The sequence below is a fragment of the Knoellia sp. 3-2P3 genome, from assembly GCF_029223115.1.
GTDB lineage: Bacteria > Actinomycetota > Actinomycetes > Actinomycetales > Dermatophilaceae > Pedococcus_A.
In genome coordinates this window covers 336797-349525 of the sequence record NZ_JARGZE010000004.1, presented here as the reverse complement: position 1 = coordinate 349525, position 12729 = coordinate 336797, and the positions used below count along the sequence as shown (strand labels likewise).

Genomic DNA, 12729 nt, shown 5'->3' with positions numbered 1-12729 from the left:
TCACGTCACCGGGGGCCGGGGGCGCCCGGCGTTCTCACAGCGTGGACGTCACCGCGTCACCGCGTCGACGCGGTGGCGCCCTCGGTGGCGGTCGTGGTCGTCGTCACGGTCGTCGTGACGGTCACGGTGACCGTCGTCGTGGTCGTCCTCGGGCGCCTGGTGGTCGGGCAGCCCGACTCGGTGGGCTCGTCCGGCGAGGTCTCGCTCGTCGTGCTCGTCGTCGGGGTGAGCGAGGTGGTGGTGCGCGGCGTCGGCGTGGTGGTGGCCGGTGGTGGCGTCGTGGCCGTCGGCTGCGGTGCCTCTGTCGCGGTCTCCGTGCTCGCCTCCGTCTCGGTGTCGGTCTCGGTCTCCGTGTCGGTCTCGGTGTCGGTCTCGGTGGCCGTCGGGTCGGCCTTGTCGTCCGTGGTGCAGGTCGGCGTGGCCGACGTCGGCCCGGTGGGCGTGGTGGTGGGTGCTTCGGTGGTGCTCGTGGCGGTCGCGCTGGGCGTCGTCGTCACCGGCTGCGGGACGGCGGTCGTCGCGGTCGACGGCTCTGCGGACGCGGTGGTGGGCGCCGAGGTGGCCGCGGCGCTGCTCTCGAGGGCGGGCAGCAGGCTGGCCCGGCCGCCCGAGGCGACCCGGAAGCCGACGGCGCCGACCGCCTCGAGGCCCTCGGCCTCGAAGTACTCCTGCCACTCCACCACCGCGACGACGTAGTCGATCGACTGGTTGTAGGACCAGATCGCGGCGTGGAGGTCGTCGGCCTCGGACAGGTCGCGGCCGTAGCGGCAGAGGTAGCCCGCTGCGGAGTGGGCGGCGTCGTAGACGTTCTGCGGGTCGGCCCGGCCGTCGCCGTCGCCGTCGACGCCGGCCCAGGCCCAGGTGCTGGGGATGAACTGCATCGGCCCCACCGCACGGTCCCACTCGCTGTGGCCGTCGTAGTGGCCGCCGTCGCTGTCGCGGATGACGGCGAACGGGCCGCCGTCGAGCAGGGGACCGTAGATGCCCGGTCGGACGCGGTGGTCGCTGCCGATCTCGCGCCCGCCCGCCGAGCCGGACTCGACCTGCCCGATCGCCGCGAGCAGGGCGACCGGCAGGTTGCACGACGCCGGGGCGGCCGCGGCGGCGGCGCGGTAGGCCGCCACCAGGACGCCGGAGCGGTCGAGGTCGCTCTCGGTGACCGGGTGGGCGGACCTCGTGGCGGGGCGCGGGATGGGGCGCGTCGAGAGCGTGACCCGCTCCACCCTCGCGGGCCCGGTGGACGGCGGCGGAGCGGTCGGCCCGAGGTCGTCGAACCGGTCGTAGGACGGAAGGGAGTACGGCGTGCTCGGGGCCGTGCGGTGCTCCGGCGTCGCCCGCGGCCCGCTTCCGGCAAACGCCACGAGCCCGGCGAGCATCACTGCCGTCAGCCGAAGATGCAAAAGAGGTCCCCCCTTCCCCGGCCATCGTGACCCGGCCGCCTCGAGGAAGACCACCCCCGGTGGGCGAAATGGTCAGGAAGGGCCAGGCACCAGCCACAGCGGGCTAGGCGAGGCGTCGCAGGGGCTACGCCATCTGGTCGAGGCGGCCGGCCATGAATGCTGGGACTGCCTCGGGCCCTGCCCTGAAAGGCGAAGTCCCAGCTCTCGCGCCTCACGCGGTGGTGAGGCGCGGGGGCTGGGACTTCACGCTACGGGCTGACCGGTTCGGCTACGACTCCTTCTCGCGCAGCCGGGAGGCGAACACCGCAGCCTGCGTGCGGCGCTCCATGCCGAGCTTGGCGAGGATGCTCGAGACGTAGTTCTTCACCGTCTTCTCGGCCAGGAACATCTCCTTGCCGATCTGCCGGTTGGTCAGGCCGTCGGCGATGTGCATGAGCACCCGGCGCTCCTGCTCGGTGAGGCCGGAGAGGGCCGAGTCCTCCTCGTGGCCGCCGCGCAGGCGCTCGAGCACCCGTGCGGTGACCTGCGGGTCGAGCAGCGACTGCCCCTGGGCGACCCGCAGGATGGCGTCGATGAGCTCGTTGCCGCGGATCTGCTTCAGCACGTAACCGGCCGCGCCGGCCATGATCGCGTGGAAGAGCGCCTCGTCGTCGTCGTAGGAGGTGAGGATGAGGCAGGCGATGGAGGGGTCGACCGAGCGCACGTCACGGCACACGTCGATGCCGCTGCCGTCGGGCAGCCGGCCGTCGAGCACGGCCACGTCGGGGCGCAGCGCGGGGATGCGGCGGGTGGCCTCCTCGGCCAGTCCCGACTCGCCGACGACCTCGATGCGCCCGTCGTTCTCGAGCAGCTCGCGCAACCCGCGCCGCACGATCTCGTGGTCGTCGAGCAGGTAGACGCGGACCTTGCGGTCGGGTGCCGGCTCAGCCGGCGGTGCCGCGGTGGGCTGGTTCTCCATGCCGGACATTCTCGCCCCAGCGCCGCGCTGGTGCACAGGCGCCTCGCCGGATCGGGCGCAAAGGGACCATTGGCCCTCCCCCGGTCCACTGCAGGCCACTGATACTCGGACGCGTGGAACGAATCCAGGCCCTGAGCACCGAGGAGTGCCTGCACCTGCTGTCGACGGCAAGTGTGGGCCGGATTGCCGTGACCCGTGATGCGCTCCCCGTCATCCTGCCCGTCAACTACGCCGTCGACGGCGGGTCCATCCTGATCCGCACGACCGACGGCGCGATCCTGCGGGCCGCCCGGGCGGGCGGCGCAGTCGTCGCGTTCGAGGTCGACAACCTCGACGAGAGCACGATGACGGGCTGGTCGGTGCTGATCACGGGCACGCTGCGCGAGGTCACCGCCGTCAGTGCGGTGCTGCGCGCCGAACAGCTGCCCCTGGCGCCGTGGGCCGGCGGCGAGCGCCGTCACTTCGTGCGCATCACCCCCGGCATCCTCTCCGGCCGGCGGATCCTCAAGGAGGAGGTCGCGGCCTCCTAGCCCCTTGCCGGGCCGGTGGCGCGCGGGCCTGCACGCGCCGACCCACACGCGCCGACCTCCGGCGAGTGCCGGACGGCCGGTCCCGCCCCTCCTAGACTTGGGGCATGGAGCGGCAGCAGGGCAGGCACGAGTTCGTCCCGTCGCTGTCCGGAATCGACCTCGACGACCTCCTCGGCGAGCTCCGTGACCGCGCCGGTGCCGTGCGCGAGGCCCACGAACGCCTGAGCGGGCTCCTCGGCGCCGTCGTCGCCGTCTCGAGCGAGCTCGACCTCGCCGCCGTGCTCCAGCGCATCGTCAGCACCGCCTGCTCCCTCGTCGGCGCCCGCTACGGCGCCCTCGGCGTGCTCAGCCCCGAGCGCGACCAGCTCGTGCAGTTCATCACCCACGGCCTCGACGACGAGACCCGCGCCGCCATCGGCGACATCCCCCACGGCCACGGCGTGCTCGGACTTCTCATCAAGGAGCCGAAGGCGCTGCGCCTGCACGAGATCTCCGAGCACCCCAAGTCGGTGGGCTTCCCCGCCAACCACCCGCCGATGCACAGCTTCCTCGGCGTGCCGCTGCTCGTGCGCGACGAGGTCTTCGGCAACCTCTACCTCTCCGACAAGGAGAGCGGCGAGGACTTCTCCGCCGCCGACGAGGAGGTCGTGACGGCGCTGGCCGCGGCCGCCGGTGTCGCCGTCGAGAACGCCCGCCTCTACGAACAGAGCCGCAACCGCGAGGCCTGGCTGCGAGCCGCCGCCGAGTGCACCCGCACGCTGACCAGCGACTCGCAGGTGCGCACGGGCTACGACCAGGTGGTGTCGTCGGCGCACGCCGCCTCGGGTGCGCCCGTGGTCGTCATGCTGCGCCCTGCCGAGCCCGAGCTCGACCCGGCCGGGAGCCTGTATGCCGTGGCGCAGCGGGGCCTGCTCGAGGTCACCGAGACGCCGGCGAGCGTCGTGCCCGCGGGGATCGTGGAGCTGGTCACCGCGGGGTCGGCCGCCGTGGTGGAGCCGCAGGAGGTGGCCGACCTGCTCGGCTGCAAGACGCCCCAGTCGGCCGCCGGAGCGCCGATGTGGGCCGGCGAGCGGCTGCAGGGCGTGGTGCTCTTCCTCTGGCCGGAGGTCAACCCCTCCGCCCCGATCGACCTGCTGCAGGCGACCACCTTCGGGGAGCGGGTCGCCCTCGCGATGGCCGTGGCCGAGGCCCAGGCCGACCGCGAGCGCATCGCCGTGCTCGAGGACCGCGACCGCATCGCCCGCGACCTGCACGACCTGGTGATCCAGCGCCTCTTCGCCGTCGGCCTGTCGGTGCAGGGTGCCGCCCGCGACGTCGTGAAGCCCACGGTGGCCACCCGTCTCGAGCGGGTGGTCGACGACCTCGACGAGACGATCAAGGACGTGCGGCGCACGATCTACCAGCTGCACGCCGGACCGGCCGGCGCCGGCGGCCTGCGCTCGGAGATCGACGAGGTGCTCGAGCACGCCGAGGACGCACTCGGCTTCGCCCCCTCGCTGCGCACCGACGGCCCCCTCAGCGCGGTCCCCGACGAGGTGGGCGCCGACCTCATCGCCGTGCTGCGCGAGTCGCTGACCAACGCCGCCAAGCACGCCGACGCCACCGCCGTGCAGGTGGAGGTGCGGGTGGGCAGCGCCCTCGAGGCCTCGGTCACCGACAACGGCACCGGCATGCCGGCCAGCCTGTCGCGCCGCAGCGGCCTGTCCAACCTGCAGGCCCGGGCCGAGGCCCACGGCGGCAGCCTGACGATCTCTCCGGCGCCGGGCGGTGGCACCGAGGTCGTCTGGTGGGTGCCGCTCACCTCGACCGCCCGCGACTGACCGGTCGCGACCGCGGCCCGGGTCGGCCCACGCAGGTGACCCGGCCCGGCCGGCTCACGCAGGTGGGGCGAGCGCGGCCCTCAGCCGCGCGGCATACGCCTGGGCCTCGTCGCTGTCCGCGTATCTCGTGCGGGGCCAGAAGAACCCGCGCAGGCCGTCGCCCTTGGTGCGCGGCACGACGTGCACGTGCAGGTGCGGCACGCTCTGGCTGACGACGTTGTTCATCGCCACGAACGACCCCTGCGCGCCGAACCCGTCGACCACAGCGGCGGCGACCCGCTGGGCAGCCCCCATCAGCACCGGCAGGAGCTCCGGCGAGACCTCGAGCAGTGTCGGCACGTGCGCGCGCGGCAGGAGCAGCACGTGCCCCTTGAAGACCGGGCGGGCGTCGAGGATGCCGAGCACCTCGGGCTCGTCGAGCACCACGTCGGCATGCACCGATCCCTCCACGATGGCGCAGAAGACGCAGGTCACGTCGGCGAGCCTAGGCGGACCCGCCCCCGGCCGCGCCACGGCCGCGCCACGGCCGACGGTCAGCGGCGCAGGAGCCGGGCGTCCCCGCCGAGTCGCCAGCGCCGCCGGGTGCGCGGCAGCGGGTTGTGGCTGCCCAGGATCATCGACCACAGCTCGCGCCCGGCCAGCACCCCGAGGGCGTCGCCCGCCGGCGGCGCCTCGGGCGCGTCGTCGCGGCGAGCCGCCCGGGTGTACTCCGCCAGGGCCACGGCGGTCTGCGGCCCGAAGTAGCCGTCGGGCTCGGCGCCGACGTGGCGCTGCAGGAACCGCACGTCCTCACCGGCGTCGCCGAGCCGCAGGGCCCGGCTGCCGGGCGCCAGCCACTGGTAGTTGCCGTAACCCGTGCGCACCATGGGGGTCCTGCCCTTCGTCGTGTCGTGTACCTCCACCGGCCGCGGCCGCCGACAGGCAGCCGGGATCACGGCTCGGGAAGGGGGTGTCCGGGACACCGTCGCACGGGCCCCGCGCGGCTCTGATCCACTGTTTGTCCTAGGCCGCCCCGGCGCTGCCCCATCCGCGACGGCGCAGCGCCTGAGCCGCCGCGGGCCCAACGGCCCTTCACCGCGCGGCAGCCCCGCGCGGACGCTGGTGGTGCGACCCGAGCCCCGCGGACGGAGGAGACCATGCCCACCTCGCTGACGTTCCTGGGCGCTGCAGGCACGGTGACCGGGAGCAAGTTCCTGATCGAGCGCGGCCCGCGCCGGCTCATGGTCGACTGCGGGCTCTACCAGGGTGAGCGGGAGTGGCGCCGGCTGAACTGGAAGCCGCTCCCCGTGCCGCCGGACACGATCGACGACGTGGTGCTGACCCACTCGCACCTCGACCACTGCGGCTACCTGCCCGCCCTGGTGCGGCAGGGGTTCTCGGGCCCCACCTGGGCGACCGAGGGCACCGTGGAGCTGGCGGCGATCATCCTGCGGGACAGCGCGCACCTGCAGGAGGAGGACGCCGAGTACGCCCGGCGGGGCGGCTACTCGCGCCACGACCCTCCCCTGCCGCTCTACACCGAGGCCGACGCCGAGGTGGCCATCAAGACGCTGCGGGCCCTGCCGTTCCACCAGGTCCACGACCTCGGCGACGGCCTGCGGCTCTCGTTCCGCCGGGCCGGCCACATCCTCGGCTCCGCCACGCTGCTCGTGGAGGCCGACGACAGCAGCATCCTGTTCTCCGGCGACCTCGGCCGACCCGACCACCCCGTGCTGCTCCCGCGCGAGGGTCCCCCGGCCGCCCGGACCGTGGTGCTCGAGTCGACCTACGGCGACCGCGACCACCCCGAGCCGGGGGCACAACCGCACGCGGCGTTCGCCGACGCCATCCGGCGCACCATCCGCCGCGGCGGGTCGGTGCTCATCCCGGCCTTCGCCGTCGACCGCACCGAGCTGGTGCTCGCGACCCTGGCCGACATGCTGGAGCGGGGGGTCATCCCGTCCGCACCGGTCCACGTCGACAGCCCGATGGCCCTCGCGGCGCTCCAGGTCTACCGGCGGTCCCGTTACGGCGCCGAGCTGAAGCCCGGCTCCGTGCCGGGGATCGAGCGGTGGCCGGGACTGCACCCCGCGCACAGCGCCGACGAGTCGCGGGCGCTGAACCACCCCAAGCGCCCCTCGATCATCATCTCGGCGTCGGGCATGGCCTCCGGCGGGCGGGTCGTGCACCACCTGGCCTCCCTGCTCCCCGACGCCCACAACACCGTGCTGCTCACCGGCTACCAGGCCGCCGGCACGCGCGGCCGCGCGCTCGCCGACGGGGCGCACGAGGTGAAGATCATGGGCCGGTACGTGCCCGTGCGTGCCGAGGTCGTGGTCGACGAGGAGTTCTCGGTGCACGCCGACTCCTCCGAGCTGCTGGACTGGCTGCTCGAGCTGCCCGAGCCGCCGGAGACGGTCTACCTCGTGCACGGCGAGCTCGAGGCGGCCCGGACGCTCGCCGACCGGATCCGGCACGAGACCGGCTGGACCGTGGCGGTGCCGCGCCTCGGGGAGCGGGTGCTCGCCGACTGACGGCGTCCTACCTCGCCCCGTTGCTGACGCGCAGGACCGCGGCGCCGCGCAGGTCGCCGGCCGCCACGTGCCCGAGCGCCTCGTCGGCGCGCTCCAAGGGGTATGCCGTGGTGCTGGGCCGCAGGCCCAGCCGAGCCGCGAGGGCCAGGAACTCCTCGCCGTCGCGGCGGGTGTTGCTCGTGACCGAGCACAGCGACCGCTCCCGGAAGAGGTGCCGCTGGTAGTCGAGGGCCGGGATGTCGCTCATGTGGATGCCCGCGAGGGCCAGCGTGCCGCCGGCGTCCAGCGCCTCGAGCGCCAGCGGGACGAGGTCGCCCGCAGGCGCGAAGATGATGGCCGAGTCGAGCGGCACCGGCGGCGCGTCCCGCGCTCCACCCACCGACGCGGCGCCCAGCTCGCGGGCCAGGGCCTGGGCGTCCTCGCCGCGGGTGAGGACGTGGACCTCCACCCCCTGCGCGATCGCGACCTGGGCGGTCAGGTGGGCGCTCGCGCCGAAGCCGTAGATGCCGAGCGTGCCGCCGGCCGGCACCCTGGCCCGCAGCAGCGAGCGGTAGCCGATGATGCCGGCGCACAGCAGGGGTGCAGCCTGCTCGTCGCTGAAGTTCGACGGCAGCCGGTACGCGAAACCCTCTGGCACGACGGCGAACTCGGCGTAGCCGCCGTCGTCGTCCCACCCGGTGTAGCGCGACTGCTGACAGAGGTTCTCGCGGCCGCTGCGGCACCACCGGCACGCCCCGCACGTGTGCCGCAGCCAGGCGATGCCGATGCGGTCACCGGGGGCGAAGCGGTGGGCCCCGGGTCCGCTGCCCGCCACCTCGCCCACGACCTCGTGCCCCGGGACGGTGTCGTGGCGGCGGGGGGCGAGGTCGCCCTCGGCCAGGTGCAGGTCGGTGCGGCAGACCCCGCAGACGCGCACGCGCACGAGCACCTCGCCGGCCCCCGGTGTGGGCCGCTGCCGCTCCACGGGCCGCATCGGACGCGTCGCGAGCGGGCCCGGGCGGCCGACCGCCCAGGCCCGCATCGCCTCACCCCTCACACCAGCCACCCGGCGGCCCGCTCACTTCACGGTGATGTGCGTGCTCTTGGCCTCGCTGGCCTTGGGCATCGTGATGGTCAGCACGCCGTCGCTCAGGGCAGCCGTGACCTTCGCCTCGTCGATCGGGCAGGGCAGGAGCGCCTCGTAGCTGAACGTCCCGGTGACCCGGGTCGTGTGCCGCAGCACGCCTTCCTTCTCCCGGACGACCCGCTCGCCGCGCACGGTCAGCCGGCGGTCGGACAGCTCGATGTTGATGTCCTTCTTGTCGACGCCGGGCAGGTCCAGCTCGACGGTGAAGGCCTCGTCGGTCTCCTGCAGCTCTCCGCCCGGGGCGAAGTCCACACCGGACGGCAGCCCCTGGAAGACGTCCTCCATGAGCTCACGCATCCGGTGGCTCCACGGGGCGATCGCGAAGTCCTCCCACGGCGAACGGCGCCGCAGCTCGGTGGACCGGCTCGTGGCGTTCGTACTCATTGGCTGCCTCCTCTGGTCGGTGGTGTCGGGCCCCGCAGCCACACGCTGGGCCAGCGTCCAGTCCACGCCGGGCGGCCCGGGCCAAACAGTGGCTTAGGTCCCTGTCCGGCCCGCACCTGCGCGGCGCATCGTGAGCACATGGGCGAGGCCCTGCTCGAGCGCGGGGAAGGGGCCGGTGGCCGCAGGGGCCGGCGGCCTCCGATCGACATGGCGCCGGCGCGCCCACCCCTCATCGGCGATTACGCCGTGCGGCGCCGGACCTTCACCTGGCAGCAGGCCCGCGGCTGGCTCGACGGCCTGCCCGGCGGCGGGCTGAACATCGCCCACGAGGCGGTCGACCGGCACGCCCGCGGGGCGCTTTCCGACGCGGTCGCGGTGCGCTTCCTCAGCCGCACCCAGCCCACCACCGAGCTCACCTACGGCGAGCTGGCCCGGCACACCGACATCGCGGCGGTGGCGCTGCAGGGACTCGGCGTCGGACGCGGCGACCGGGTGTGCAGCCTGCTCCCGCGCTCGCCCGAGCTCTACCTGACGGCCCTCGGCACCCTCAAGGCGGGCGCGGTGTACTGCCCGCTGTTCCCCGCCTTCGGGATGGAGCCGGTGCGCCAGCGCCTCGAGCTCGGCGGCGTGCGCGTCCTCGTCACCGACCGGGAGTCCTACGCCAAGAAGATCGTCCCCGTCTGCGACCGGCTGCCGGCCCTGGAGGCCGTGCTGCTCATCGACGTCCCTGCCGGCGAGGCCCCTGAACCCGGCACCCTCTCCTGGGCGGTGGTCATGGAGCAGTCCTGGGCAGCCTTGGAGCGCAACGGTTTCGAGATCGTCGCCACGGCGCCGGAGGACCCAGCGCTGTTGCACTTCACGAGCGGCACCACGGGCCGGCCCAAGGGTGCTGTGCACGTGCACGAGGCGGTCGTCGCCCACCACGCCACCGCGCGCTTCTCGCTCGACCTGTCGCCGGGCGACATCTACTGGTGCACCGCGGACCCCGGATGGGTGACCGGCACGTCGTACGGCGTCATCGGCCCACTCACCTGCGGGGCCACGATCGTGACCGACTCGGCGGACTTCGACGCCAGGCGCTGGTACTCGATCCTCCAGGACGAGCACGTCGAGGTGTTCTACACCGCGCCGACCGCGCTGCGGATGCTCATGCGCAAGGGCGTCGAACTCGCCCACGACCACGACCTGACGTCGCTGCGCCACGTCGTCAGCGTCGGCGAGCCGCTCAACCCCGAGGCCGTGGTGTGGGGTCTCGAGGCGTTCGGGCTGCCCGTGCACGACACGTGGTGGCAGACCGAGACCGGGGCGATCATCGTGAGCAACTACCCCGGTATGCCGGTCCGGCCGGGCTCGATGGGACGTCCGGTGCCGGGGGTGGAGGTGGGGGTGCTCGAGCGCGGCGCGGACGGGCGCGCCGCGGTCGTCGACGGCCACGTGAGGGCGATGGACGACCCCGAGACCGTGGGCGAGCTCGCCATCCGCCCCGGGTGGCCGTCGATGTTCCGCGACTACCTCGGGGAGCCCGAGCGCTACGCCAAGGCGTTCGTCGACGGGTGGTACCTCACGGGCGACCTCGCGCGCATCGACGCCGACGGCTACCTGTGGTTCGTGGGGCGGGCCGACGACGTCATCAAGTCGGCCGGGCACCTCATCGGGCCGTTCGAGGTCGAGAGCGCGCTGATGGAGCACCCGGCGGTCGCCGAGGTGGGCGTGATCGGCAAGCCCGACCCGCTGGCCGGTGAGGTCGTCAAGGCCTTCGTCACGCTGAAGGCCGACGCCGTACCGAGTGACGCGCTGAGGCGCGAGCTCATCACCTTCGGCCGAAAACGCCTGGGGTCCGTGGCCCCTCGTGAGATCGCCTTCGAGGAGCACCTCCCGCACACGCGCAGTGGGAAGGTGATGCGCCGGCTGCTCAAGGCCCGTGAGCTCGGACTGCCCGAGGGCGACCTGTCCACCGTGGAGCGCCCCACATGACCGCGCTGGCCCACGACCGCGAGGCGCTGCTGGCCGCCGGGGCGCCGGCCCTGCTCCGCCAGATGATCCGTGTCCGGCGCTTCGAGGAGAAGTGCGTCGAGCTCTACAGCGCCACCAAGATCCGCGGCTTCCTGCACCTGTGCATCGGGGAGGAGGCCGTCGCGGTCGGCGTCATCTCCTCGCTCGCGCCGGGCGACGCCGTCGTGTCCACCTACCGTGAGCACGGGCACGCGCTCGCCCGTGGGGTGCCGATGGCCTCGCTGATGGCGGAGATGTTCGGCAAGGCCACCGGCTGCAGCCACGGCCGCGGCGGCTCGATGCACCTCTTCGACGCCGAGCGCCGTTTCTACGGCGGCAACGCGATCGTCGGAGGCGGGATGCCACCCTCGGTCGGCATGGCGCTCGCCGACCAGATGAACGGCCGGAGCGACGTCACCGCCTGCATCTTCGGCGAGGGCGCCATGGCCGAGGGCGCGTGGCACGAGAGCGCGAACCTGGCCGCCCTCTGGGAGCTGCCGGTGCTCTTCGTCTGCGAGAACAACCGCTACGCCATGGGCACCGCGCTGGCCCGCGAGCACGCGGAGACCGACCTGACGGCCCGCGCGGCCTCCTACGGCATGGTCGCCTGGACCGCCGACGGCATGGACGTCCTGGCCGTGCAGGAGGCGGCGCAGCGCGCGACCGCCCTGGTCCGCGGCGGTGGCGGTCCGTGCTTCCTCGAGCTGCGCACCTACCGGTTCAGGGCCCACTCGATGTACGACCCCGACCGTTACCGCGACAAGGCCGAGGTCGAGCAGTGGCGCGCGTCCGACCCGATCCCCCGGCTCACCTCGGACCTGCTGGCCCAGGAGGCGCTGGCCGAGGCAGAGGTGGCCACGTGGGAGGCCGAGATCGAGCAGGAGATCGCCGCGGCCGTGCAGGCGGCCGAGGTCGCCCCGCTCGAGCCGGTCGAGGACCTCACCCGCTTCGTCACGAGCGAGGGCCCACCACGATGACCACCACCTGGGCCAGGCCCGCCGACTCCCCCTCGCCGGACGCGGCCGTGACGACCTACCGCGAGGCGCTGCGCGAGGCGCACCGCGAGGCCCTGCGGCGCGACCCACGCGTCTTCCTCATGGGCGAGGACGTGGCCCGCTACGGAGGCTCCTTCGCCGTCAGCCTCGGGCTGGCCGAGGAGTTCGGCGAGGAGCGCGTCCGCGACACACCGCTCTCGGAGTCGGCCTTCACCGGGGCCGGCATCGGTGCCGCCCTGCGCGGGATGCGGCCGATCGTCGAGATCATGACGGTCAACTTCAGCCTGCTGGCCCTCGACCAGATCCTCAACAACGCAGCCACCCTCCTGCACATGTCCGGCGGGCAGCTGGCCGTGCCCCTGCTGATCCGCATGACCACCGGAGGCGGACGACAGCTCGCCGCCCAGCACTCGCACTCCCTCGAGGGCTGGTACGCCCACATCCCCGGGCTGCGGGTGCTCGCCCCCGCCACCCTCGAGGACGCGCGCGGGATGCTCTGGCCCGCCCTGGAGGACCCCGACCCGGTGCTCATCTTCGAGCACGGCTCGCTCTACCCGCTCAAGGGCACCCTGCCCGACCCGCCGCCGGAGGTAGACATCGCGCACGCGGCCATCCGCCGGGCCGGCGGCGACGTCACGCTCGTCGCGTACGGCGGAGGTCTGGGAAAGACCGTGGCGGCCGCGGACCTGCTTGCGGCGGAAGGCATCGAGGCCGAGGTGGTCGACCTGCGCGTGCTGCGGCCGCTCGACGAGGCCACCCTCCTCGGCTCGCTCGCGAAGACCCACCGGGCCGTGGTCGTCGACGAGGCCTGGCGCTCCGGGAGCCTCGCCGCGGAGGTGTCGGCACGCCTGTCGGAGAAGGGCTTCTACGACCTCGACGCCCCCGTCGAGCGTGTCTGCGGCGCGGAGGTGCCACTGCCGTATGCCGCGCACCTCGAGCAGGCCGCCCTTCCGCAGCCGGAGGGGATTGCCGCCGCTGCCCGGCGCGCGGTGCACGGCGATGGGTGACTTC

The 12729-nt window shown here is 73.8% G+C and carries 12 protein-coding genes; 6 read left to right on the top strand and 6 right to left on the bottom strand.

From position 1 onward, the window contains the following. Window positions 1-56 precede the first annotated feature (56 nt). Both P0Y31_RS14190 and P0Y31_RS14185 read right to left on the bottom strand, forming a co-directional pair. On the bottom strand, window positions 57-1376 hold the full coding sequence (locus tag P0Y31_RS14190; protein WP_275870528.1) for a lytic transglycosylase domain-containing protein: 1320 nt from the start codon (window positions 1374-1376) through the stop codon (window positions 57-59). A gap of 292 nt (window positions 1377-1668) precedes the next feature. Beyond that, a complete protein-coding gene (locus tag P0Y31_RS14185) occupies window positions 1669-2358 on the bottom strand; it encodes a response regulator transcription factor (protein WP_275804495.1) in 690 nt (229 codons plus the stop codon). A gap of 113 nt (window positions 2359-2471) precedes the next feature. On the opposite strand from P0Y31_RS14185, the gene P0Y31_RS14180 reads away from it, so the two are divergent. Further along, complete coding sequence (locus P0Y31_RS14180; RefSeq protein ID WP_275870450.1) at window positions 2472-2888, top strand: pyridoxamine 5'-phosphate oxidase family protein; 417 nt, start codon at window positions 2472-2474, stop codon at window positions 2886-2888. Between the two features lie 104 nt (window positions 2889-2992). Beyond that, window positions 2993-4708, top strand: coding sequence for a GAF domain-containing sensor histidine kinase (locus tag P0Y31_RS14175; protein WP_275870448.1), 1716 nt, complete (start codon window positions 2993-2995; stop codon window positions 4706-4708). A 54-nt stretch (window positions 4709-4762) separates the two neighbouring features. On the opposite strand, the gene P0Y31_RS14170 is transcribed toward P0Y31_RS14175, so the two are convergent. After that, entirely contained in the window at window positions 4763-5182 is a 420-nt protein-coding gene (locus P0Y31_RS14170) for an HIT family protein (protein WP_275870447.1), read from the bottom strand. A 59-nt stretch (window positions 5183-5241) separates the two neighbouring features. Continuing rightward, entirely contained in the window at window positions 5242-5571 is a 330-nt protein-coding gene (locus tag P0Y31_RS14165) for a hypothetical protein (RefSeq protein WP_275870445.1), read from the bottom strand. A 273-nt stretch (window positions 5572-5844) separates the two neighbouring features. On the opposite strand from P0Y31_RS14165, the gene P0Y31_RS14160 reads away from it, so the two are divergent. Then, a complete protein-coding gene (locus P0Y31_RS14160; RefSeq protein ID WP_275870443.1) occupies window positions 5845-7221 on the top strand; it encodes an MBL fold metallo-hydrolase in 1377 nt (458 codons plus the stop codon). 7 nt (window positions 7222-7228) lie between these two features. On the opposite strand, the gene P0Y31_RS14155 is transcribed toward P0Y31_RS14160, so the two are convergent. Both P0Y31_RS14155 and P0Y31_RS14150 read right to left on the bottom strand, forming a co-directional pair. Continuing rightward, window positions 7229-8242 carry a zinc-dependent alcohol dehydrogenase family protein gene (locus P0Y31_RS14155; RefSeq protein WP_275870441.1) on the bottom strand — a complete coding sequence of 338 codons (1014 nt, stop codon included), beginning with the start codon at window positions 8240-8242 and terminating at the stop codon, window positions 7229-7231. Window positions 8243-8278: 36 nt separating this feature from the next. Next, on the bottom strand, window positions 8279-8731 hold the full coding sequence (locus P0Y31_RS14150; protein ID WP_275870439.1) for an Hsp20/alpha crystallin family protein: 453 nt from the start codon (window positions 8729-8731) through the stop codon (window positions 8279-8281). Window positions 8732-8869: 138 nt separating this feature from the next. On the opposite strand from P0Y31_RS14150, the gene acsA reads away from it, so the two are divergent. From acsA to P0Y31_RS14135, 3 genes are read left to right on the top strand one after another with little or no spacing between them, the layout of a single operon-like run. Further along, window positions 8870-10705: an acetate--CoA ligase gene (gene acsA, locus P0Y31_RS14145; protein ID WP_275870437.1), complete on the top strand. Its 1836-nt coding sequence runs from the start codon at window positions 8870-8872 to the stop codon at window positions 10703-10705. Next, window positions 10702-11700, top strand: a complete 999-nt coding sequence (gene pdhA / locus P0Y31_RS14140; RefSeq protein ID WP_275870435.1) for a pyruvate dehydrogenase (acetyl-transferring) E1 component subunit alpha — start codon at window positions 10702-10704, stop codon at window positions 11698-11700. The genes acsA and pdhA overlap by 4 nt, the downstream gene beginning before the upstream one ends. Further along, window positions 11697-12725: an alpha-ketoacid dehydrogenase subunit beta gene (locus tag P0Y31_RS14135; protein WP_275870433.1), complete on the top strand. Its 1029-nt coding sequence runs from the start codon at window positions 11697-11699 to the stop codon at window positions 12723-12725. The genes pdhA and P0Y31_RS14135 overlap by 4 nt, the downstream gene beginning before the upstream one ends. The last annotated feature ends 4 nt before the right edge of the window (window positions 12726-12729 follow it).